This window comes from Neobacillus niacini, from assembly GCF_030817595.1.
GTDB classification, from domain to species: Bacteria; Bacillota; Bacilli; order Bacillales; family Cytobacillaceae; genus Neobacillus; species Neobacillus niacini_G.
This window is the reverse complement of sequence record NZ_JAUSZN010000001.1, coordinates 4,592,827-4,615,738: the sequence shown is the minus strand read 5'-3', so window position 1 is coordinate 4,615,738 and position 22,912 is coordinate 4,592,827. Positions and strand designations below refer to the sequence as shown.

20 protein-coding genes are annotated in these 22,912 nt (G+C 42.5%); 5 read left to right on the top strand and 15 right to left on the bottom strand.

Going from position 1 to position 22,912, the window contains the following annotated elements; all coding sequences use genetic code 11:
- Positions 1-204: 204 nt before the first annotated feature.
- Entirely contained in the window at positions 205-3,294 is a 3,090-nt protein-coding gene (locus QFZ31_RS21970; protein WP_307306881.1) for an FIMAH domain-containing protein, read from the top strand.
- 45 nt (positions 3,295-3,339) lie between these two features.
- Here QFZ31_RS21970 and QFZ31_RS21965 read toward each other — a convergent pair whose 3' ends face one another.
- From QFZ31_RS21965 to QFZ31_RS21950, 4 genes are all read right to left on the bottom strand, one after another.
- Positions 3,340-3,786, bottom strand: coding sequence for a hypothetical protein (locus QFZ31_RS21965; protein WP_307306879.1), 447 nt, complete (start codon positions 3,784-3,786; stop codon positions 3,340-3,342).
- A gap of 16 nt (positions 3,787-3,802) precedes the next feature.
- Positions 3,803-4,567: a hypothetical protein gene (locus tag QFZ31_RS21960; RefSeq protein ID WP_307306877.1), complete on the bottom strand. Its 765-nt coding sequence runs from the start codon at positions 4,565-4,567 to the stop codon at positions 3,803-3,805.
- Between the two features lie 87 nt (positions 4,568-4,654).
- On the bottom strand, positions 4,655-6,655 hold the full coding sequence (locus QFZ31_RS21955) for a penicillin-binding transpeptidase domain-containing protein (protein WP_307306875.1): 2,001 nt from the start codon (positions 6,653-6,655) through the stop codon (positions 4,655-4,657).
- Between the two features lie 140 nt (positions 6,656-6,795).
- The gene (locus QFZ31_RS21950; protein ID WP_307306872.1) at positions 6,796-7,698 is read right to left on the bottom strand and encodes a M23 family metallopeptidase; all 903 of its coding nucleotides are present in this window, start codon (positions 7,696-7,698) and stop codon (positions 6,796-6,798) included.
- A 120-nt stretch (positions 7,699-7,818) separates the two neighbouring features.
- Between QFZ31_RS21950 and QFZ31_RS21945 the strand changes: the two genes are divergently transcribed.
- A complete protein-coding gene (locus tag QFZ31_RS21945) occupies positions 7,819-8,235 on the top strand; it encodes a VanZ family protein (RefSeq protein ID WP_307306869.1) in 417 nt (138 codons plus the stop codon).
- Between the two features lie 431 nt (positions 8,236-8,666).
- On the opposite strand, the gene QFZ31_RS21940 is transcribed toward QFZ31_RS21945, so the two are convergent.
- The 7 genes from QFZ31_RS21940 to QFZ31_RS21910 all read right to left on the bottom strand — a co-directional run bounded on the left by QFZ31_RS21940 (position 8,667) and on the right by QFZ31_RS21910 (position 14,697).
- The gene (locus tag QFZ31_RS21940; protein ID WP_307306866.1) at positions 8,667-9,221 is read right to left on the bottom strand and encodes a nuclease-related domain-containing protein; all 555 of its coding nucleotides are present in this window, start codon (positions 9,219-9,221) and stop codon (positions 8,667-8,669) included.
- 878 nt (positions 9,222-10,099) lie between these two features.
- Positions 10,100-11,134 (bottom strand): stage II sporulation protein D, encoded by a 1,035-nt coding sequence (gene spoIID / locus QFZ31_RS21935; RefSeq protein WP_307306863.1) that lies wholly within the window; start codon positions 11,132-11,134, stop codon positions 10,100-10,102.
- A gap of 167 nt (positions 11,135-11,301) precedes the next feature.
- Entirely contained in the window at positions 11,302-12,612 is a 1,311-nt protein-coding gene (murA, locus tag QFZ31_RS21930) for a UDP-N-acetylglucosamine 1-carboxyvinyltransferase (RefSeq protein ID WP_307306861.1), read from the bottom strand.
- A gap of 32 nt (positions 12,613-12,644) precedes the next feature.
- On the bottom strand, positions 12,645-13,391 hold the full coding sequence (locus QFZ31_RS21925) for a YwmB family TATA-box binding protein (RefSeq protein WP_307306859.1): 747 nt from the start codon (positions 13,389-13,391) through the stop codon (positions 12,645-12,647).
- 293 nt (positions 13,392-13,684) lie between these two features.
- The gene (locus QFZ31_RS21920) at positions 13,685-13,939 is read right to left on the bottom strand and encodes a DUF1146 family protein (protein ID WP_373459874.1); all 255 of its coding nucleotides are present in this window, start codon (positions 13,937-13,939) and stop codon (positions 13,685-13,687) included.
- Positions 13,940-14,153: 214 nt separating this feature from the next.
- Positions 14,154-14,333 carry a hypothetical protein gene (locus QFZ31_RS21915; protein ID WP_306074526.1) on the bottom strand — a complete coding sequence of 60 codons (180 nt, stop codon included), beginning with the start codon at positions 14,331-14,333 and terminating at the stop codon, positions 14,154-14,156.
- 37 nt (positions 14,334-14,370) lie between these two features.
- Complete coding sequence (locus QFZ31_RS21910; RefSeq protein WP_307306852.1) at positions 14,371-14,697, bottom strand: general stress protein; 327 nt, start codon at positions 14,695-14,697, stop codon at positions 14,371-14,373.
- Positions 14,698-14,861: 164 nt separating this feature from the next.
- Between QFZ31_RS21910 and QFZ31_RS21905 the strand changes: the two genes are divergently transcribed.
- Together QFZ31_RS21905 and QFZ31_RS21900 are read left to right on the top strand one after the other, a co-directional pair.
- Positions 14,862-15,071: an IDEAL domain-containing protein gene (locus QFZ31_RS21905; protein WP_307306849.1), complete on the top strand. Its 210-nt coding sequence runs from the start codon at positions 14,862-14,864 to the stop codon at positions 15,069-15,071.
- A gap of 67 nt (positions 15,072-15,138) precedes the next feature.
- Positions 15,139-15,390, top strand: coding sequence for a GlsB/YeaQ/YmgE family stress response membrane protein (locus tag QFZ31_RS21900; protein ID WP_307306845.1), 252 nt, complete (start codon positions 15,139-15,141; stop codon positions 15,388-15,390).
- Positions 15,391-15,608: 218 nt separating this feature from the next.
- Here QFZ31_RS21900 and cls read toward each other — a convergent pair whose 3' ends face one another.
- The 3 genes from cls to QFZ31_RS21885 form a co-directional block, all read right to left on the bottom strand.
- Positions 15,609-17,108, bottom strand: a complete 1,500-nt coding sequence (gene cls / locus QFZ31_RS21895; RefSeq protein WP_307306843.1) for a cardiolipin synthase — start codon at positions 17,106-17,108, stop codon at positions 15,609-15,611.
- Positions 17,109-17,188: 80 nt separating this feature from the next.
- Entirely contained in the window at positions 17,189-18,040 is an 852-nt protein-coding gene (locus QFZ31_RS21890) for a CheR family methyltransferase (RefSeq protein ID WP_307311723.1), read from the bottom strand.
- Positions 18,041-18,057: 17 nt separating this feature from the next.
- On the bottom strand, positions 18,058-20,838 hold the full coding sequence (locus tag QFZ31_RS21885) for a CHASE3 domain-containing protein (RefSeq protein ID WP_307306842.1): 2,781 nt from the start codon (positions 20,836-20,838) through the stop codon (positions 18,058-18,060).
- A 346-nt stretch (positions 20,839-21,184) separates the two neighbouring features.
- Here QFZ31_RS21885 and QFZ31_RS21880 point away from each other — a divergent pair, with 346 nt between their 5' ends.
- Complete coding sequence (locus tag QFZ31_RS21880; RefSeq protein WP_307306838.1) at positions 21,185-21,655, top strand: Dps family protein; 471 nt, start codon at positions 21,185-21,187, stop codon at positions 21,653-21,655.
- A 38-nt stretch (positions 21,656-21,693) separates the two neighbouring features.
- Here QFZ31_RS21880 and QFZ31_RS21875 read toward each other — a convergent pair whose 3' ends face one another.
- The gene (locus QFZ31_RS21875; protein ID WP_373459925.1) at positions 21,694-22,842 is read right to left on the bottom strand and encodes a PP2C family protein-serine/threonine phosphatase; all 1,149 of its coding nucleotides are present in this window, start codon (positions 22,840-22,842) and stop codon (positions 21,694-21,696) included.
- Between the last annotated feature and the right edge of the window lie 70 nt (positions 22,843-22,912).

Genomic DNA, 22,912 nt, shown 5'->3' with positions numbered 1-22,912 from the left:
AAACAAAAGACAAAGCCTTGTGACACAAGGCTTTTTATATTGCAAAAATGTGTTCTAGACGGTTTGTCACAAGCCGCGCTAGTATTAGTCACACAATGACCAATCTGTTCCGAAGATCTTTCAAGACATGTTATTTTGTATCCGTTTTCACATTTTTAGAAGATGTTCGGCGTGGTCAATAAAATTAAAGGAAGTGGGTAAATCTTGGGGAAAAAGAAGAAGAAAGTCTTAGCAAGCGCCTTATCACTAGGTCTCATTTTTTCAAATCTTCCGTATGCTACAGCTGCACTTACGGATGTTGAAGGGTATGACTTGGTAGACGGCTCTGATTTTGAAGACAACAATCTGTGGGGTTTTACGACAGCGAGCTCAACTGTTTCCATTAATGAGCAAAATATTAAAGGAAACGCAACTGATAAACTTCAATACACGATTGTGAATGCATCTGGCGGCCGTGTGGCCACCAAGAATTTAGAAACAGCGGTTAAAGGAAAAGACATTCTTGTCAAACTAGACTGGTATCCCGGCAAGAACAATGATAAAGGAACAAGACAGTTTGAGAATTCTGGTGAACTTCGAATTATAGATAACTCCGGAAACATTATTTTCACGTTAAACAATACCAATACGGAAGCGATTGAGTACTTCGCAGGCAGCCAAGCCCCTGCTCAAACCTTCGCTACCAATCAAGAAACCTGGTATGAAGTCAGTGTCCATTTTGATTTGATTAAAAACCAAGCTGTTTTAACGCTAAAGGATAAAGAATCTGGTGAAACACAAGAATACACGTCATCCCTAGAAGGTGTTTCGTTCGACGGCTCTGTAAAAACTGTGAAGCTTGTCGGCATTCGGACATCTGGAAATAACCACTCTTGGACAACCTACCTCGATGATTTTGGCATCTATAGTGTACCTATCCCAGGTAATACCGTCTCTAAAGTAGATCAACTACGATACCACCAAGTCTATGTAAATGAAACAACAACTGATATATCATCCATCGGCCTGCCACAAACGGTAACCGTCACGCTTGCTGATAATAGCAAGAAGGAAGTGGCTGTTAGTGAGTGGAAAACTGTCGGAAAAGAGTGGAATCCTGAAGAATCAGGGGTATACGAGTTTAAAGGTACACTTGCGCAAACAGAGGGAATCGATAACAGCTTTAACCGCGAAGCCACTCTTTATGTCTATAACCGCTTGACTGCTCCGAATACAGAAAGACAAAAAGAATGGCTGGATCGAGGCGTGATTGCCCTTAAATCTGAAAATGGAAACTTTGTCAGCTGGCGATTACTTGCCGATGAATATGCGAAAGATGTCACCTTTAATGTCTACCGCAATGGAGAAAAATTAAACTCTAAAGCTCTTAGTGTGACAAACTACCAGGATGCAGAAGGCACAGCTGATGATACGTATACCGTTGAAACACTTGTGAATGGCAAATCAGTTGAGAAAAACGAGGTGAAAGCATTAGGTGAAGATTATCTTTCCATTCCGATGCAAAAGCCTGAGGGCGGAACGACTGCCACTGGCAATTACGAGTACACCGTAAACGATTCTAGTGTAGGAGACTTAGATGGTGATGGCGAGCTTGAAGTCATTGTAAAATGGTATCCAACCAATGCCATTGACAGTTCGCAAACGGGTATGACAGGTCCGACGATTTTTGATGCGTATAAATTAGACGGAACGCTGTTATGGCGTATTAATATGGGACTTAACCTTAGTTCCGGTGCCCACTATCATCAATTTGTTGTAGCTGATTTTGACGGCAATGGAAAAAGTGATTTCCTCATCAAAACAGCTGACGGAACCACTTCCTATGGCGCAACTGAAGGCAAGTTCGACAGCAGCAAGGTGTTAAGTCAAATTGGTAATCCAGAAGACAATGGAAAATGGCTGGGTGAAAACGGCCACGTGATCGGCGGACCTGAGTATATCTCTGTCTTTAATGGTGAAACAGGAGAAGTCATTGATACCATCGATTATGCTTTCCCGCTTGGAGATGATAAGGGCACTTCATGGGGTGATACTTGGCAGAACCGTTCTGACCGTTTCCTTGCTGGTCTAGCTTATTTAGACGGCAAAACGCCAAGTGCCATTTATGGCCGCGGCTATTATGAACGAACAAGTTTTGTTGCATATAGTGTTAAAGGCGGCAAGCTTGTAGAAGAATGGACTTTTGATTCGAACGAGGCTGGCCGAGGCAAAAGCTTAGGTAACCACAATCTTGCAACAGGCGACATTGATAATGACGGCTTCGATGAACTAATAGCTGGTAGTTTAACATTTGATCATGATGGCAGCATTGTTTATGCCATGGACGGAGAAATGCAGCGGGAAATGGGATCACATGGGGATGCGCTTCATGTCGGTGCCTTTGACCCAGATCGCGATGGCCTTCAAGTATTTGGTGTTCATGAAGTACCTGCTGTTGCTTCTTTAGAATTACACGATGCAGCTACAGGTGAAACATTGATGTCGTACTTTGGCTCTGTTGATGCCGGTCGAGGCGTGGCTGCGAATATTAGTTCTCAGCCAGGCTATGAATTCTGGGGCTGGGGCGGTGACACCGTTGAAACAGGCGGCGGAATCTACAATGTTCAAGGTAAAGTAGTGGCTGACAGTTCAAGGGACGCTGGCCTCTCTGCAAACTTTGCCCTTTACTGGGATGGCGACCTGCAGCATGAATTACTTGATAATACCTCGATTACCAAATACAACGAAGCAACTGGTAAAGCAGAACTTGTAAAAGCTTTTGAAGGTGTTCATAGCAGTAATGGAACAAAGGCAACTCCAACGCTGCAGGGGGATATTCTTGGTGACTGGCGTGAAGAAGTTCTCCTGCCAACAAATGATAATACTGAGCTTCGAGTTTTCAGCACAACCGTTCCAACGGAGTATCGACTGTATACGCTCATGCACGATGATGTCTACCGCAATGGTATCGCATGGCAAAACACAGCCTACAACCAACCGCCTCACATCGGCTTCTACCTAGGTGAAGATGTTCGTGAGAGTGTCCTTGCAGGCGGCCTGCAGGCACCAAGTGTAGATTATACAGCAACTCTACAATCGATGAAACATACTGTTGCTCTTGAATTACAAGCACCTGTCTTGAAAAATAGCCTAGATCAAGTACAGCATCAGTTAAATGACGGGAAAATCAAACACGTAGTAAAACACATGGAAAATTTCAAAATGCACCTTAACAAGTCAGAGGTGGATCAAGGTCTGAAAGCTAAATTACTTTCTGACGCTGACCAATTAATCGCTAGTTGGAATACAAAATAACATCCAATAATAGAAGGGTAGACTGCTCAATCTGTCTACCCTCCTTTATATCTTTGTAAGACCGAGAGCCAGATGGTCCCATAATATTTTTTCAACCATTTCCCATTTGTGGTCCTCACACCGTACCATAAGGACAATTTCTGACGAGATATTTTTGCTGCCCCGTTTACTTTTTTTGAGCATCAGCATTTTTATTAGAAACCCCAAAAGCAGTCCTGAAACAGCTCCAATGATTCCCCAAAGAATCGGTCCCCATTTCAGTTCATAACCATATATGGCTCCAAGCAGCATTAAACAGGTTCCTAAAATGGACGGACCGTCAAATAAACTAAATCCATCTGATTTATGAATCGTATCAAACAGATTTCTTGGTTCCTTCCGCTTATCAAGCGGGGCAGCTAAAATCAATTCCTTTGAGATCCCCTGCTGCTCCAGTGCTGTAATCGCAAGCTCTATATAAATGGAATTCTCAAATGTAGCAATAACAAACATCCACTCAACCCACTTCTTAAAAAGGAAATTTGAAGTCTTTCTTTTGGTAATTTTCTCGTAAAAATTTTTTCATTTCTTTTTCAAATAAAATATTGTAATCAATAGCTCCGACGTAAGCGTCATAATGGATAAAAAAATAGATAGAAGGTAAATACATGGCCCACTGCATGTGTAAAATTTGTTTAGCTACATCAAAATCTCCTATCATGGTAAGGTGAATAGCCTGTGGCAGATGCCCAAAATACAGGATTAGCACCGTGTAGGCAAAGATAAAAAATCCGACAATAACTTTATGAATATATAAATGCCCTAGGCCTGGAAACAACACCGACCACAGAACCGCGACCCAGGGTTTTCGTTTATCTAGAAAGTTTATATCCCATGCACCCATGGCAATCGGCTGCAATGGTGCGTCCTCTCGGTCTGCTAAAATGTATTGCTTATTCATGTCTACTGTCTGCCGGTAACCATCCCAAATTCCAAACATATAAATTGCCACATAAACCATCAGCCATTGCTCGTCTATCACATCCATCGCTTTCGAAAAATCACCTGTTAACGTATAAAATATTCCAAGATTTATTTTTGCACTTTGATTAATAAAGGTTTCCCAAAGGATGAGGATAAATCCAGCAACATAACGATGAAGCAATAAATGGCCGAATCCTGGGTAAGAAAATGAAAAAAAGGCCACAACCCAAGGGTTCCTTGGGTAAAAAACAGTGGTTGTAAATTGTGATAAGTGCGCCCTTTGTCTTCGGGCTTGAGGATATTGGCTCAATTTAGTTCTCCCGTCTTTTAAATGTTATTTTTGCTTTTATTTGGTCCAAATATCCTAAAAAAAACAGAAACCAATGACTGGTTTCTGTTACTTGAGTTTCATAAAGACATTTTTTACTTTTTTCACTGGAATCTGCGAACCGCCGCGATCCAGAACATTTTCGACCATCATTGCGACCATCAAACTAGGTGAGTTGGAGTTGTAGGCAATGAACCAGCCGTTCTCCGTCCCTTTTTCGCCTTGCTTTTGTTTGATTTCAGCGGTACCGGTTTTACCTGCGAGTGGGTAGTCTGCCATTTCAGCAGAATGCGCCGTACCTTCCGAGTCACCGACGACCTTTCTTAACTGCGATGAAAGTGTTGTAGCGATTTCAGATGAAACGACTTGCTTTTCACTTTTTTCAGTGTCTAGGATCAGACTTGGTTTAATCATATTGCCACCGTTCACAAATGGAGTATAGGTCTGCATTAAATGAACGATACTCATTTGAATTTGTCCCTGACCGTAGCCGGAGTCTGCTAAGGCAATTTCTTTATCCAAATTACCTATGGTTGATTTTTCAAGCGGGAACGGATAATCTGACTCTTCTTCAAAGCCGAATTCCTTCAACCCAGCAGTGAGTGTGTCTTTGCCAATTCCTAGCGCCGTCTGTGCAAAATAAATATTATCCGAGAACACCATTGCTTTTTCTAAATTAACAGGATTAGCTTCGTGAACTCTCGTTACATAATAATTGCCCCATGAAGCACCCTTTTGCCATTTTAATCCCTTAATATCCATCGTTTGCTCCGGGGTAATAATGTTATTCTTTAGCCCGATAGACGCAGTAAGCGGCTTAAACACGGAACCCGGTGCAAATGCCTTATTAAACCTGGTTGTCATCGGCTTTTGCGGGTTTTCCTGAAGCTGTTTCCACTCGTCACTTGAGAAGCCCAGAGTGGCTTGATTTGGGTCAAATGATGGCGAGCTGACAAGCGCCAGTGTCTCACCTGTTACAGGGTCTATCGCCGCTCCTGCGCCTGCCTCACCAACAAGCTCTGCATATAGGCTGTTCTGTAAATTAATATCAATGGTAAGCTTTATATCCTGACCATTTTCAACTGCCTTTTCAGCAAGTGTTTCCGTACTGCCATCAGGTTTCTTAATGGTAATTTTAACGCCGCTTTTCCCTTTCAGCTGTTCGTCAAAAACTTCCTCAAGCCCTCTTTTTCCAATGAAATCTGTGCTTGTATAACCCTTATCCTTAAGCTTTTCGAGCTCTTCCGCGGTAATCGAGCCAACATAGCCAATCAAATGTGCTGCGGCCTCCCTATAGGGATAAATGCGCGCCCCCACTTTTTTTGTTTGTACAGGTTCTAAGGCCACTAATTGAGCGATACGCTCCGTATCGTCCATCGATACCTTCTTTAACGGTACAAACAAATCCGGCTTCACCCAGCTGGCGGTAATCGCCTTCTCAATTTGCTCTGGTGTCATTTTTAACAGGCTGGAAAGCTGCTGAATAACAGGCTCCTTCTGTCCCTCAAGCTTCCCTGGGACCACTCCGACTTCATATACCTGTCCATTCACAGCCAATCCATTGCCAGCACGGTCAAAAATTTGCCCGCGTGTTGGCGTTGTATTACTGATGCCAATCTTGTCGCCATCCTTCAATTGAGGAAAAATATAGGTCGTGTTCCAATCGACATACCAATTATTCTTTTTGTCTCGTTCTTCTTTTTTCATCTTAGCTTTGTGTGTAAATTGGATTTCTCCTGCAATACTATTCATCGATGCAGAAAAATCATAATTGACAGTGTCTTCATCCTTTGCCAGCTCTTCTTCTTCGCCCGGTTTATCGAAGGTTATCTTGAGGTCTTTAATTTGCAGGTCATCGTAGATTTTTTGATAGCGGTTCGTGAAGTCTTCCTTCGAAATGACCTCTTTGGAACCCTCTGTGAGGTAATCATACATCTTATCAAACTTTTGTTCATTCCAAAGCTTTATGTAGGCATCAAATCGGTCCTGAGGCGTCGGCTCCTTGCTGCAGCCAGCTGCCACGATTACAAATAGTGCTGCCATGAACAGCAGCCTAATGATTTTTTTCAAAAAAACTCCCCCCTTTAATACCCATTTTAACATATTTAGGTAAAGGTTGTTTTTAGTTAGGATTGTAGTTAAGATCCTGAGGTTGATTTTTTAAGACAAAAAAAAGAGGAAGGTAGATTCCCCTTTCCCCTTTGTTACGATTAAGAGTTTGTTTTTTCTGTGGACTCAGAAGAATTGTCATCGGATGGTGTTCCTTCATCTGAAGGAGTTTCATCTTTTGATGGAGCTTCCTTTTTAGATGGAGCTTCTTCTTTAGAAGGAGTTTCCTCTTTTGCCGGAGCTTCTTCGTCACCAGTTGGTTCTTCTATCATTTGTTGCTTTGCATCATCTACTGATTTTTGCTCCGTTGTATTTGCGTCATGTAAATCACTTACTGGTTTATTGAAAAACTTAGTAGGATTCACTGCTACACCATCTTTACGGATTTCAAAATGTACATGCGTTCCAGATTCTTCATCAAACAAGCTTTGTCCAGCCATGGCAAGAACTTGTCCTTGCTTTACCTTTTCGCCAACCTCAACCTTCACGTCTTGAACTGATTGATATTGTGTTACAATACCTTTATCGTGTTCAATTTCAATGACATTACCAAGGGTTGCGTCTTCTTCTACTCTCGATACTGTTCCACTTAGGGCAGATACTACTTCGAATGTTTCGCCATCTTTGGATGTGAAGTCAACACCAGTATGCGGAACATAGGTATTGTTGTAAAATACTAATGCTGCTTCCTGTTTTTCTTCACTTGCATTGAAATCATAGAATTCCATTTTGACTACTGCAGTCATAGGATCTTTCACAGGCATTTTTAAGTTCTCTAAGCTCGAGTTTACTTCAAGTGCCGGAGCATCGTTCTTCTTACCAGTTAGGTCTGAAGACTCGTAGCCGTACTTGTCTGTTGCGTTGTCGCCGCTTTGATACCAAAGAACTGCTGTCAGAATGATTGCTGCACTTGCAATATAAATGGCTGGAAATACCCAACGCTTTTTGAAAAAGCGTGTAACACTGGAACTTTGAGAAGATCGTTTGTTTTCTTCCTCTCTCATTTTCATCACCTCAGCAATCATTCTGAACAGATAAGTAGAATTATATACACTAGTGAAAAAATTTTTTCAACTTATTTTTTGATAAACCATATTTTTTTATGCATAAAGGAGGAAAATTTTTTGAAATACGTTTTACGACTGCTTCCCATTGCCTATATGACGGCAATTTGGATTATGTCGAGCCTGCCATCCAATCACTTCGTCGAGCTTCCGGATTCAGAGATTGACCACTTTATAAAAGAATCTCTGCATTTAATAGAGTTCGCGATTTTATATGTATTGCTAGTTTTGGCCTTCCTTACGAGGCGTGGTCCGTTCACCATGGGGCTAAACGTGCTCTGTGCCGTCATAGCGGGGCTTTACGGACTTACAGACGAGATCCACCAATCCTTCTACGCCTACCGCTCGGCGTCCTGGTTTGACCTCGTAAAAGACGTCACCGGAATCCTAGTGTGCTTCTATTTTATTCGCGGTGCGCTGTTTAAAGGTCGATTTGTGAGGTTAGGGAAGGTGCTTGGGTTCGTGAGGAAATTGTAATTGTAGCCACTGCGGGGTTCGCGGTGGTTTTTTAATTTGTTGTCGGTTGGTGGTAGACTCGGCCTTTGAACTTCCCTGTACATGGTAGATTCATGGCCGTAATCAATTTATGAATTATTTTTCGGGATTTGATTTGTAGAAGTTTGCGTGCCTCTGCGTTCGTAATAGAAGGTTTAATGAGAAGGAAATAATCGTAAATTTTTTGGTGGTGGGCCGTTTTGGATTTCATTTTGCATACGGGGCAGGTCCATGTTCCTGCATGATATCTCATCACAGCAGAGCTACATTTTGTATCGTGGCAATGGACACCTGTTTTAAGGTCTTCGGAGGTCAGCTTGAAGTGTTGCAAAAGGTCAGGGTTATCTGGGGTGTTTTTTGCTAATAGAAGTCGATTCATTTTTCTTATTTCCTTTTCCTCTACGATTTCGCTTCTATAATTGTTTTTCAATTTGCTCGATTTTCTCAATCAATTGCTCGCTGTTACAAACACTTCTACTGTATTTATGGTCATAATCGATATGTATTTTGGATTTTTCATTACTATTTACAAAAAGATAAAGGATTGGAATATCGGTAAAATGGTGTTCTGTCAACCAGCGTTTTAGCTTTATCGATTGCACTTTTGCTTGGAGGATTGGATTTTTGGTCCGTTTACCCTCGATGGTTACCTGATTGAGCAGCTTGGCAAAATGCCAATCTTTTGATCTGTTTTTAACTTCTATTACGAGTATGAAACGGGGACATATAAGAAGAATATCAATTTGGAAAAAATATTTTCCTAATGGAAGACGGATATCATGATAAATCCTATAATCTTCATTTGAAACAAGGTCCAAGTAGAACATAACCGACTCTTCCCCTCGAAAACCTAACAGCCAGTTGTTATATTGAGTTAAAATTTCGTACCTTTGCCAATGATTATCCACTACACTCCTTAAAAGCGCCTCAAACTTTTCCATTCTTAATGTTGGCTTGCAATCTTTCATGATCAATTGCATCATCCTTTCTGTTTTCTAACTAATTCAGCTAATCTAGCAATGAATCCTGCTTAAACTTGTGTCAGATTTATGAGCATTGGTTGGATACGTGCCTTTTTTGGGATTTACGTGCCAAAATCCTGTTTTACGCGCCAAACTCACTAAAAAGCCTGGCGAATGACGGGCTCAGGTCATTGTAATTGGATTATAAACAAGTTCGAGGCGATTTGTTTACCTTGTCCATTGACCTTGGTCTAAAAATAAACGACCTTTTATAGGAAAATCCCGCTTTCGTGACGATTCTGGAATTTACGTGCCAAATTTTTTGTTTATGTGCCGTTTCCTAATTTTACGTGCCAAAATCCTGTATTACGTGCCAAACTCAACAAAAAGCCTGGCGAATGCCGGGCTCAAGTCATTGTAATTGGATTATAAACAAGTTCGAGGCGATTTCTTTACCTTGTCCATTGACCTAGGTCTAAAAAACAAATGACCTTTTATAGGAAAATCCCGCTTTCGTGCCGATTCTGGAATTTACTTGCCAAGTTTTTAGTTTATGTGCCGTTTCCTAATTTTACGTGCCAAAATCCTGTATTACGTGCCAAACTCAACAAAAAGCCTGGCGAATGCCGGGCTCAGGTCATTGTAATTGGATTATAAACAAGTTCGAGGCGATTTCTTTACCTTGTCCATTGACCTAGGTCTAAAAATAAATGACCTTTTATAGGAAAATCCCGCTTTCGTGCCGATTCTGGAATTTACGTGCCAAGTTTTTAGTTTATGTGCCGTTTCCTAAATATACGTGCCATATCAACCACTTTATGTGCCTGCCTGCCCGCCCACCCAAACAAAAAAGCCAGACCCACAAGGCCTGACTCTCCCAATACTTATTTCTGCGCGGTTATCGTCGCCAACATACTATCCGCCGAAGTCACTTCAACTCCCTGGTAGTAGTGCTTCACGATCTCTTGATAGTCCTTCCCATCGGCAGCCATGCCGTTTGCGCCGTACTGGCTCATGCCTACGCCGTGTCCGAAGCCGCGGGTGGTAATCACAATGCTGTTTCCTTTCCGTTCCCAGTCAAAATCCGATGAGCGTAAATCCAATTTTTCACGAATTTCTTTTCCGGTCAGGACCTTGCCGCTGAAATCGACTTTCGCGACCCGTTTGCCGGCAGTTCGCTCAACAATTTTTCCAATCGTCCCGCTTGCTCCCACCTTGACTCCAAGTGCCGCTTCGAATTGTTTGACGGTGACTTCCTTAACAGAATTGAATTTCGGAGATTTTTTGTCCCATGGGCTTGATACGCTGCGCAGGTATGGCATTTCATTATTCCAGTAGTCCTCAGAGTTTTCCGTATAGCCATTACTGGTCGAGAAGAAGGAGGCGTCGATTGCTTGACCGTCATAGGTTAAGATTTGACCGCTTGTAGCGCGGACAGCTGAAAGGATTTTGGCATAATTCGATTCAAATTCCATTCCCCAGTTATTTCTCATTTCCGCTTCGCTAAGATAGACCTGATGGAGCTGGGTGTCCGTTACCTGTGCACCTTCAGGAACATCGACATTGTCTTTGCTGAGCATTTTTTTAACGATATAAGTCCTCGCTGTCAGAGCTTGAGCCTTCAAGGCTTCCTCCTTGAACTCAACCGGCATTTCAGCTGCAACCACCCCAACAAGATAATCTTCTAGTGGAACGTTATCGATTTGCCCTTTAGTGGAGCGGTAGACTGCTACTTCTACTGCAGCGTCTGCTGTCGAATTGTTTGCAGTTTCGTTATTTGGGGCCTTGTTGGATAGGTCTTCACCTAATTTGCCGCTGACCTTCCCATCTCCAAATGGCAACACTAGAACCGCCGGAATGAGCAGGGTGAGGGCAAATAAGAATGACGCTAGTAGGATGAGTGGTTTGAATTTTTTCATGTAGGAGCCTCCAATTATGAAATTTGCGCACCCCAACCTGGGCTGCTTTCTCATTCCATCATATGGAGGCGGACAAGCATTTATGACTAAAAAAAGATGACTGAATTTTCTAAAAAACACATATAAATATAATAAAACCGAAGAGATATTCTCTTCGGCTCATAATATTAAGCATTTAAATCTGTAATATAACTTGTCACTTCAGGAAAAACTTCCTCTGCTTCCTTCACGCGTTCAATATCAGCGCCTAATGAAGCTAATTTTCCATGGAAGTTTACGTAACCACGGTCTAAATGTTTTAATTCTGTTACGCGTGTATTACCTTCAGAAACCAACCCTGTTAAAATCAAAGCAGCTGCTGCACGAAGATCGGTTGAAGTAACTTCTGCACCTTGTAAGTTAGAAGGTCCGTTTAAAATAACAGAACGTCCTTCAATCTTAATATCGGCATTCATCCGGCGGAATTCCTCAACATGCATGAAGCGGTTTTCGAAAACCGTTTCTGTAATCATCGATGTGCCTTCTGCACGAAGCAATAGGGCCATCATTTGTGATTGCATATCCGTTGGGAAGCCAGGATGCGGCATTGTTTTAATATCCACAGCTTTAAGCTTTTCAGGACCGATGACGCGGACGCCTTCACCTTCTTCGATAATCGTCACGCCCATTTCTTCCATTTTTGCAATTAAAGAAGAAAGGTGTTCCGGAACTGCACCTTGTACCAATACATTTCCGCCTGTAATCGCACTAGCAACCATAAAGGTTCCTGCTTCGATACGGTCAGGAATGATGTTGTGGTCAGCACCAAACAGTACATCCACACCTTCAATACGAAGAGTGCCCGTGCCTGCGCCTCGGACATTTGCCCCCATTTTATTCAAGAAGTTCGCTAGGTCCACGATTTCAGGTTCCTTTGCTACGTTCTCTATGATAGTTGTTCCCTTAGCTAACGTTGCAGCCATCATAATATTTTCGGTTGCACCGACACTTGGGAAATCCAAGTAAATCTTTGCTCCCTTTAAGCGGCCGTCAACCTCTGCTTCGATAAATCCATTGCCAACCTTAACCTTTGCGCCCATTGCTTCAAAACCTTTAAGATGCTGGTCAATCGGTCTAGAACCAATCGCACATCCGCCTGGCAGTGCCACACGTGCACGGCCGTTGCGCGCTAATAGTGAACCCATCACGAGGACAGATGCACGCATTTTACGAACATATTCAAACGGCGCTTCTTCTTTCAACACTCTAGATGCATCAACGACAACTGTATTATTGTCAAAGGCAACCTCTGCATTCAAGTTGCGCAATACTTCATTAATTGTGTATACATCGGAGAGTGTAGGTACATCACGAATTACACTTTTTCCGTCACTTGCTAATAATGTGGCAGCGAGTACAGGCAGGACCGCATTTTTTGCACCTTCTACTTTTACGGTTCCATTTAGCCTTTGTCCGCCGCGGACGATGATCTTTTCCAAGAGTATTCCCCTCCGCGTCCATTTTCTCTATATTAATATTCAATCGTAATGATTGGTGTGCCAACTACAATGGTAGTCTTTTTGCCCAATCCTTCGGAGCGTATCCCAATTTGTAAATTCATGTCCCGCGCTATGGAGTCTGAAAACATTGGCGAGTTCGCCGATACAGACATGAAATTCTCCTCTTTTAACGCTTCGATTTCTTTCGCATCAAAAATTTCCATTAAATCACTTGCGATTGTCGGAACAGCTTTATCCATCTTATCACTGATGCTGCCCTTCATACCAGAGAAAACTGTTGGATTTCCTCGAAATATGTCTGAAAGCCTATTTTTGACTTGATCCTTCGTGAAAAAGGACTCCATCTCCTTATTCCACTCGTTACCGCTGACCCTATATACTATATACGCATTAACAGGTTGTTTTGTGTGGGTGGCCATAATTTGAAGCATTTCTGTGTGGTGTTTAGAAGTTGGAGATACTGCTGTTACTTCCCATTTGTCGCTGGTCTCTTTTGTGGACCAATCCCAATCAGGAAACTTTTGCTGAAGCTCCTTAACATATTCCTGCACTTCTTTCTCTGTAGTCAGGTCAACCAAATGCTCCCGTGCATAAAACGACCATTCTTCGAGCAAAATATCTTCTGTTTGAAAAGCGTCAGCGATTTTTACCAAATCCTGCTCACTGCTGGCTGCCGCCAACCGACTGCCAAGCACCGCTATCAAACCAACCATCATCATCAAACTTATGCTAAAAAGTACCTTTGTTTTTCTCTTCATCTCTACTCTCCCCCTTACTACCATTGTTACCAAGGGGAGGGATAGCATACTTGGGAAATGTCGACACTTTTGGACAAGCTTTTTGAAGCAGAAGATTTTTTAAAAAAACTCAATTCCTGCGTCAGATAGGTTCAAGTTTTTGCATTTCGTTACTCTCGTGAAGTCATTTTAATTTGCTTAACTATATATCCATCTATTTTCTAAGTTGTTAACTTTTTCTTGAAGATTGCACTTTTTTTCACACAAAGAGAATTGTACTCAATTTTTGTCAAAAAAGATACATGTACGAAGACCTAAATTTTTACCAGTTGTATGTATTGTAAAATTAATGGCAGCTGTCTTGACCATGAAAGATAGTCCAGGAAAAAATTACTAACCGAAGATCCAATGATAATTGCTAATAATATATACAGTAATCGCGCCTGGAAAACATGATTCGGTTTCAGCAGCTTATCTAAGCGAATCGACTGCAGCGCCCACCACGCCAACGCAATAAACACCAGATGCGAAAAAATACTCAACAACGCAACTTCTCCAAAATTCTCCATCAAACCCCTCCTTTAGGATTGGTGCCTCTTTCGGTGCCTGTCACCATTTATGCAAAAAAACGCCTTTATGCATAAATTGGTGCATACCATACTGACGGATGAAGTCCCTAAAAGTTTCGTTCTTATTATAGCAGATTTTTAACGCATTAACTGCCTAAACACTGCTTGTGTGTGTACAATCAGTGTTTAGGCAGTTAATAAGTATATGAAACGTTTAGATTCCATTCCAAATCCTGCTGATTCTTAACGGAACGTAAACTCTGTCCCCGTGGATCTCCTTATGAATGATTGGATTTTTAAAGTATTGCATGAATGACTGGCTGTCGCTGTTTTTATGTCTGGCTCGTTTACGCATACCTTTTAATTTCTCAACACACTGATTCGACTTTTTCATGATTATCACACCTCATTATTTTTTATAGTTACAAGATTTAAGCCAATACAGTTGCAACAACAACGACTTTTCCATCATCCATTTGTTCTTCACAACGCTCCGCTGCTGATTTAGATAACCCTAGTGACTCTAACTTTTTACGAAGTTCATCCCCTCGCGAACGAAATACGTTGGTAATTGATTCAAAAAATCCTTGCTCCCCAACACCTACAGCGCTTATGTTCAATGCATCTGTGAGATGTTCAGACCGATTTTCATCATGTGCGAATAAATAAATTTGATCCTTTGTAAAACCCTCCATCATGAAATGAGCGATTTCCCTTTTAGCCTCGAGTCCATTTTCTACAATTTTTACGTTTTCCATATTCATTCCTCCTCATAAGTAATATCTCAGCTGATGTGTCAGCTTGTACCCGTTATATATCCGCATCTTTCCTCAACCAAACCTATTTTTTAAAAAAGTTTGAATTAAGAGAGATTGGGGTACTTAACTTTTAGTTATTTAAAAAGGATTATGGGAGGGATAAGATGAGGAAAAAGGCAGAGTTAATTACAAAGATTAGTTTGTTAAAACAAAAAATTGATCAATGTCTGGATAACCGGGATCGGGAGGGCTTCATTCAATTGTCTTACGAATTAAAGGTATGTCAGCGTTATTTGGGATCGCTTATGAACAACCCTCAAAACAGATTAAAGGGACAACTCGAACAAAATCGTGATAAGTTTTTTCATTTTTAAGTTTAGCTGCTGAAATTAGGGGTATTTAACAACCAAGCTCAATGAAAAATAGAAAGGAGAGATTTTCATGGGATTTATTTGGTCATTACTTATTGGAGGAATTATCGGTTGGTTAGCAGGATTGATTCTGGGGCGTGATGTTCCGGGCGGTGTGATTGGAAATATCATTGCAGGGTTTATCGGTGCCTGGATTGGTTCTATTTTAGGTGGATGGGGACCTGTCATTGGAGGATTTTACATCTTACCAGCCCTCCTCGGTGCCATTGTCTTTGTACTAATCCTGAGCGTTGTGTTACGAATGATCAGACGAAAAGCATAATATAGAATGAAGAGAAGACTGCAAATGCTGCAGTCTTCTTTTTTACTGTTTAGAATCATCCAATGAGGTACATCAAAAATTGGTGGGCTTAGTTTGTTAGGACGATAAACAACCGATATATGCAGATAAAAATGAATTTAGGCGGGTAAGCGAATTTACAAAAGTTTATCTCCCCCAATTACCTAAAAAGACACCCGTTAAGGTGTCTCTGGACCATATTACAGCAAACCCGAAAACAGCCGGGCAAAGGACTCCTTCCATTTTACGCCGAAACCTCTTTTGTAAAAAGCAACCGGCCTTATCCGCCTACATTCTTTCAGGTCTTCTTCAAAATGGGTAACAAGGTCGTGGATGCTGCCTGAGCCTGATAAGAATAGATTAACCTCAAAATTCAAGTGAAAACTGCGCAGATCCATATTCGCTGTTCCAATCGTGGCCATGTCTCCATCAACAATAATTACTTTTTTATGTAAGAAGCCTTTTTGGTAGGTGTAGAGTTCAACTCCTGCACGAAGAAGCTCAGGAAAGTAGGATTGAGTGGCATATTGGGTTAGAAAACCATCATTGCTCTCAGGCACCATAAGTCGCACTTGAATGCCCTTTTTTGCGGCTACCCGCAGTGCAGTCATAATTGCCCGATTCGGAATAAAGTACGGTGTCGCAATCCAAATCGATTCTGTTGCGCTCGTGATCATCGCATAAAAATGATCGCCCATGTCCCTGGTTTCCGGTCCACTAGCGACTACGTGGACGAGACCATCCCCATCTACTGGCGCGGGCTTCAGGTAACGTGGATCTTCAAACAACGTATCTCCGCAGACATACTTCCAATCTAATAAAAAAACGGCATGTAATGTCTGGACTGCTTCTCCTTCCAGCAAAACATGCGTATCACACCAAAACCCAAACCTATCATCTTCACCAAGATACTCTACTCCCACATTCAAGCCGCCGACAAAGCCAATTTTTCCGTCAATGACAATGATTTTTCGATGATTACGGAAATTGAACTTTTGCGTAAACCATCCGAACTTCAGCGGCAGGAAAGGGTGAATTTGAATCCCAGAGTCGGCCATTTTCCTTTTATCCTGTTCGGAAAGTGCGAAGCTTCCGAACGCGTCGTAAATCAGCCGGACCTCCACTCCTTCCTGTACTTTCTCGGTCAAAATCTCCATCAGCTCCTGGCCCAGCCGGTCATAACGAAATATATAATACTCTAAATGAATAAAGACTTTGGCTTCTTTCAACCGCCTTTTCACCTCTTCAAAGGTTTTCTCGCCGTTTTTTAAAATTTTGGTCCTCGTATTCTGGCTTTGATTTGTTAGGGTCACCCGTTCGAGATAGTTGACAAAACCTCGTTGATGGTTTATAAGCATGGCCGGCACCTCAACTGGCCGCTTGTTTTTACCGAGTGTCTCGAACAGCTCACGGTCGCTTGCACGCTTGCTTTTAAAAAGGGCCCCTTTAAAGAGTAATTGGCCTGTATAGATATAGAAAAAATAACCTAATACAGGTACAAAAATTAACAGACATGTCCATAACAGCGTTTTCGCCACTGGCCGATTTTGAAGCCATAACCTCGCCACCGTGCTTAAAATAATACCTGCGTACAAACTGATAACTATTGCTTTCCACCAAACAGGGAATCTTGTAAAAAGAACCATCCAGCAGAAGAAAAACATAATTATGACAAAGAAAATCTCGATTCTTATTTTCATCCAGTTCCCCTCACAGTCTTTTTAAATTGAAATACCCTCTCAACAACCCTATCAAACATAAAAAAGATGCCTGGCTCAGCTCAGGCATCTACTTTTTTGCGATAAATCTTTTCACTAGAATTGAATTCTACATATTTCATACCCTTCGGCGTACCGAGAAGCGATTCTTTACTTCCCAGTCCAATGAATCCGCCTTCGGCCAGGCTGTCATAAAACAGACCATGTACTTGCTGCTGCAGGGTGTTATCAAAATAAATCATGACATTGCGGCATATTATTACATGAAATTCATTAAACGAGCTGTCACTCACCAAATTGTGCTGGGCAAAAATGAGGTTCTCGTTCAAGCTGGGTGAAAAATAAGCAAACTGATGGTCCGTGGTATAGTATTCAGAAAACGCCATCTTTCCACCGGATTTTAAGTAATTTTTCGTATATTGCTGCATCTTTTTCAGCGGAAATGCTCCCTTTTGTGCGGCGGTTAGGGCTTTATCATTCATATCGGTTGCGTAGATTCTCGTTTTCTCCCAAAGCCCCTCCTCCTGGAGCAGGATCGCCATGGAATAAACCTCTTCACCTGTCGCACAGCCCGCATGCCAAATTCGGATTTCAGGAAGCTCCCGTAAGAGAGGCACCACTTCGTTCCGAAATGCCGCAAAAAAACTAGGATCTCGGTACATTTCCGTCATCCGGATGGAAAAGTCATTCAATAGACGCTCCAACACTCCTGGTTCATGGAGCACCTTTTCCAATAATGCCGTAATGGTTGGAAGCCTCTCCGCCTTCATCCGGTTTAGGATCCTTCGGCAAATGGAACCCCTGACATAGCCTCGGAAGTCATATCCATACATTTGATATAATCCCTCAAGCAGCAATTTGATTTCGATTTCCTGAAGCTCAGTTGGCTCTAGCTGATTGATGTCTGTTACGATTTCCTTGGTTGCTTCATTCAAACTTGACTCACCTGCTCGGTCAGCCACACCCGCATTAACGAGAATAGCTGATTGATATTTAATGGTTTCATAATATAATCGGAAGCACCCGCCTCCATGCACTTATCACGTTCACCCTTCATTGCCTTGGCTGTCAACGCAATAATTGGCAGTCTTTCCATCTCCAAGTCCTGCCTGATGACCTTCATGGCTTCATAGCCCCCCATCACAGGCATCATGATATCCATGAAAACGAGGTCAAAATCAGCCTGTTCCTGAATAAATTCAATGGCCCGCTTCCCGTTCTCCGCCACTTGAACCTTCACACCCTTTTTCTCCAGGGCGGTAACAAGTGCAAAAATGTTTCTTCGGTCATCCTCTACCAACAGCACTTTCTTTCCTTTAAACAACTGGTCGTCAGAAGCCTCCGCTTCCACCACCAGGCTCGTGTCTGTTTCTTCGCTGACCGGCTGGTGTTCATCTGCAAACTCGCTCACACTTGCCGCTACCTCTTCTAGTGCCAGTTGTTCAAGTTGAAGGTGATACTCGGCTGCCTCCAGGCTGCCAGGGATATACAGCGTAAACGTACTACCCTTTTCAGGCTCGCTCTGAACCGTGATCGCACCGCCAAGTAAACGGGTAAATTCACGGCATATCGATAACCCTAAACCAGTCCCGCCAAATAGCCGATTGGTCGTACCATCCACTTGTTGAAACGCTTCGAAGATTATTTGCTGCTTCTCCTGAGCGATTCCGATACCTGTATCTGTAACGGAGATGGCCAGTACCATTTCTTCCTCATCCAATTCTGGCAAGAGTTTCCGAACCTCTTCTGGTTCCGCACATACAATTTTTACTGTTACAGAACCCCGTTCCGTAAATTTAAAGGCATTGGACAATAGATTTTTCCAAATTTGCTGCAACCGCTGCCCGTCCGTCGTAATCACGGAAGGTACATCTGCCGCGGTCATCACCTCAAAGGTTAGATTCTTTTTGGTTGCAACGGGATCAAACATGCTCTTCATCATTTGTGGAATTTCCGTCACATTGACTTCATCTGTTAAAATTTCAATTTTACCTGCTTCAATTTTTGATAAGTCGAGAATATCATCAATCAAGCGCAGCAAATCACTTCCGGCCGTGTAGATGACCCGTGAGGATTCCTTCACTTCTGAGTTGTCCATGTCCCCCTCCGTTTCCATCAGCATTTGTGAAAGTATCAGAATACTATTTAATGGCGTGCGCAGCTCGTGTGACATATTCGCGAGAAAATCCGTTTTATACTGCGAGCTCAACTGCAGTTTCCGTGAATAGTCCTCCAGCTCATCCTTAGCTTTTTTCAAGTCAAACGCCCTTTGTTCAGCGAATTGCTTCTGTTCTTCTAAATATTCATTGGTAATCCGCAGCTGTTCCTGCTGCATTTGCAACTCTTCCGATTGGGCTTGCAGTTCCTCTGATTGCGCCTGGAGTTCTTCGGTTAACACCTGTGATTCCCCTAGCAGCCTTTCCACTTCCATCCGTCCTGCCACATTGGTGATCGCGGACCCGAACTTATCCTGAAGCAGATCCAATAAGGTAAGGTGCCGAGCCTTAAACGGCTGGAACGCAGCAAATTCAACCACCGCTTCTACCCTTCCGTCGACCATAATCGGTGCAACCAAAAGATTTCGCGGAGAAGATTCCCCTAACCCCGATGTGACTTTAAAATGGTCATCTGGCAGCTTATCAATTAGGAAGATTCTTTTATCCATTGCCGCCTGGCCAATTAACCCTTCTCCTAACCGGAAACTCGCCGCTGCCCTTTCCTCTGAGACCATGGCATAACCGGCCTCTTTCACGTAACGAACTTCGCTGCCTTGTTTCCTGCGCAGGTACACAACGCCATAGACCGCCTCCAGCATCGGGGCCAGCTTGGTGATAAAGGCATGTGTCAATTCAGTCAGGTCCGTCATTCCCTGGTACATTGTCGAGATTTCCGCAACGCTTCTCTGAACCCAATTCTGTTTCTCCAGATTGCTGAGAAGCTCGTTCATCGCTTCGGCGAGTTCACGGGTCTCATCATGTGTGCTGACCTCAATTCTGGTGGAGAGGTCTACCTCAGTCTCATTTGAATCGGTAACACTTTTAATCGTCCGGACAACCAGCTTGATTGTTTTTACAATCGAATTAGACAGGAATATGGCCGTTGCAATCGTAACCAACGTCACCATGATGATTAGTCCATACAACGTGATTTTTAAATTGTTATTTTCCTGATTCAGCTTCTCTACACGCTGCTTTGTCAGATCCCTTTGATGTTCAAGGAAGGAATCAAAATGTGCCCGGAGCTCATCTGTCATTTTTTTACCCTTATTCTTGTTAAAATGCTCATCTAATGCCGACTGGTTATTTACCTTTTTTTGATTTACGACATATTCTGCAGAACCGTTGATCCAGCTTAGTATCAGCGGTTTTATTTCTTCTAAATTTCGCTTCTGTGCCCCGTTGTCCGCAAGCAGGGAAAGGAGTTTATTGTAGTTGTCGAGCCAGTTCTTGCTGGCTGTATTGTAGGGCTCGAGGTACTCCTCATTGCCGGTAATGACATACCCTCTCATGCCCGTTTCTATATCTAATACATTTTTTTGTATTTGATTTGCTAAATTGTGAACCTCCATATCATGCTGCGTTACGAAATCGACCTCTTTTTGCATGGCCGACATCCGATTCATGACAATTAACAGGGAGACGACTAAGCAAACCAAAATGAATAAATAGCCTGCGATAATTTTCGTGTGGATGTTGAAATGTAATCCCTTCATTCTCTGCTTTCCCCCTTTGTAAAAAAAATGGATAACTCTATCATATCGTTTCTAGCATTCTCACCCAATGGGGATTTTGTCCCAACCTTTATGAAGGACATTTCTCTAAGCCGCTTGCTATGATTTGTCCTTCATCACGCTTATGAAGGACATTTCTCCAATTCGCTTGGCATGATTTGTCCTTCATTACCCTCATGAAGGACATATCTCCAATCTGCTTGGCACGATTTGTCCCTCATCAATCCTGTAAACAGCAAATCTACTTATCCTTCAAGGAAAATAGTTTCAAAACTAGTAAACCTGGGTATGTAATAAGTACACCACATATATAGAGGAGGAATAATCAATGGCAACATCTACTAAAACAAAATCGAAAAACACAACGTTAACAGATTCGCTCAACAGGCAGGTGGCGAACTTTTCCGTTCTTCATATGAAGCTGCACCATTTCCACTGGTACGTGAAGGGCGAGAACTTCTTCACCCTGCACCTTAAATTTGAGGAACTTTACAAGGAAGCGGCATTGCATCTGGATACAATTGCCGAAAGAATGCTCGCACAAGGAGCATTGCCGGTCGCAACTCTTACGGAGATCCTGGAACTTACCACACTAAAAGAAGCAACAGGTGATGAAGACGCCAAGCAGATGGTCCAATCATTGGCTGATGATTTTGAAATGATTTGTACTGAGTTGACAGAAGGTATCGCCCTGGCCGAAGAAAATGAGGACCAGCCTACAGAAGATTTACTAGTACACATTCGTACTTCATTAGAAAAGCATAGATGGATGTTTGAAGCTTACCTGGGCAACGAATAAAACATAACGGGGGTGTCAGCCAATCAGCTGACACCCTTTTATGATGGGGCATTTGTAGAAATTAAGACGAGACACATATCGTCTTTTGGAGGGTTTATGAGCTCCCAGCCTGGCTGCAGTTGATGAAGTAACGCCGCAGGATCCTGCATATCCTCTGCTTCCAAAGCACCAATCAACATATCCGTCGCATTTTCATATTTGTCCTCCATCCATTCCGATAACCCATCCGTAAACAGTAGAATACGTGCCGCTTCCGTATAAGGAATGACCCCCTTGGTAACTTGAATCTCCTCAAAAAAACCGATCGCACATGACCCTTCTGTTAAAAGTTTCACCTCTTGATCCACAATGGCAATCCCTTCAGGATGACCCGCATTAACGTACTCAATGGTTTGTTTTTTCGTATCGAGGACAAAGTAAATCGCTGTGAAATAGTAGTTCATCAAACTATCAGGGGTATGGAGCTGATTCATTCTCCTGTTCAGTTCCTTCATGACCTTTTCCGGGTCAGCGATTCCAGTAATCGTATCTTTTAACGCGGAATAGATGTACATCCCTACAAGGGAGGATGAAATCCCATGACCCATCATATCAAGAAGAATGACTCCATATTGATTCGGGCTAATCTGATACCAAGCATAGAAGTCGCCTGCAAGCTCAAAGGTCGGCCTGTACACAGAGGAAATCGTGATATCTTTTTCCTGAAGCGGACCGCTGAGCATACTTCTTTGCACCTGCCGAGCCAAATCGAGTTCATATTCAATTCGTCTGTCCCGTTCCTTCCGCAAGTCTTTTTCTTGCTTTAATCTTAGAACGGAACGTATCCGGGCGAGGAGTTCGACTTTATTAATCGGTTTCATCACATAATCGAGGGCTCCCGCGTCCATTGCCTCGGCCATTTTATTGGAATCTCCCATCGCCGTAACAAAAATAATCGGCAGGTCGGAATACCGTTCATTGGCCAAAACTGTCCGGCAGGCTTCAATTCCATCAATTTCCGGCATCATCATATCCATTAAAATTAAGTCTACCGGCACTTCGCCGGGATTAGGTGAATCAAGCTGTAAATACTGATATAACTCTGCTGCAGATGTCAGCTTTAGCAACCTATTATAGCCAGCTTTCCTTAGGATTTTCTCGACAATCATTAGATTTGTTTTATTATCATCTACTATGACAATCTTCATTGGCATTTGGCTTCGCCCCCTTTCGTACAAGATGATACCTGACACCCGATATCAAACCGTTAAGGGTCAG

Bases quoted from the DNA above. Each gene is read 5' to 3' on its own strand.
- spoIID (WP_307306863.1), bottom strand. From the start codon at position 11,134: ATGAAAAAATTCAAACCACTCATCCTACTAGCGTCATTCTTATTTGCC.
- QFZ31_RS21910 (WP_307306852.1), bottom strand. From the start codon at position 14,697: ATGGAAAACGTAAAAATTGTAGAAAATGGACTCGAGGCTAAAAGGGAA.
- QFZ31_RS21905 (WP_307306849.1), top strand. From the start codon at position 14,862: ATGAGGAAAAAGGCAGAGTTAATTACAAAGATTAGTTTGTTAAAACAA.
- QFZ31_RS21920 (WP_373459874.1), bottom strand. From the start codon at position 13,939: ATGGAGAATTTTGGAGAAGTTGCGTTGTTGAGTATTTTTTCGCATCTG.
- QFZ31_RS21940 (WP_307306866.1), bottom strand. From the start codon at position 9,221: ATGAAAGATTGCAAGCCAACATTAAGAATGGAAAAGTTTGAGGCGCTT.
- QFZ31_RS21925 (WP_307306859.1), bottom strand. From the start codon at position 13,391: ATGAAGAGAAAAACAAAGGTACTTTTTAGCATAAGTTTGATGATGATG.
- QFZ31_RS21950 (WP_307306872.1), bottom strand. From the start codon at position 7,698: ATGAGAGAGGAAGAAAACAAACGATCTTCTCAAAGTTCCAGTGTTACA.
- cls (WP_307306843.1), bottom strand. From the start codon at position 17,108: ATGAAAATAAGAATCGAGATTTTCTTTGTCATAATTATGTTTTTCTTC.
- QFZ31_RS21880 (WP_307306838.1), top strand. From the start codon at position 21,185: ATGGCAACATCTACTAAAACAAAATCGAAAAACACAACGTTAACAGAT.
- QFZ31_RS21900 (WP_307306845.1), top strand. From the start codon at position 15,139: ATGGGATTTATTTGGTCATTACTTATTGGAGGAATTATCGGTTGGTTA.
- QFZ31_RS21915 (WP_306074526.1), bottom strand. From the start codon at position 14,333: ATGAAAAAGTCGAATCAGTGTGTTGAGAAATTAAAAGGTATGCGTAAA.
- QFZ31_RS21875 (WP_373459925.1), bottom strand. From the start codon at position 22,842: ATGAAGATTGTCATAGTAGATGATAATAAAACAAATCTAATGATTGTC.
- QFZ31_RS21885 (WP_307306842.1), bottom strand. From the start codon at position 20,838: ATGAAGGGATTACATTTCAACATCCACACGAAAATTATCGCAGGCTAT.
- QFZ31_RS21965 (WP_307306879.1), bottom strand. From the start codon at position 3,786: ATGTTTGTTATTGCTACATTTGAGAATTCCATTTATATAGAGCTTGCG.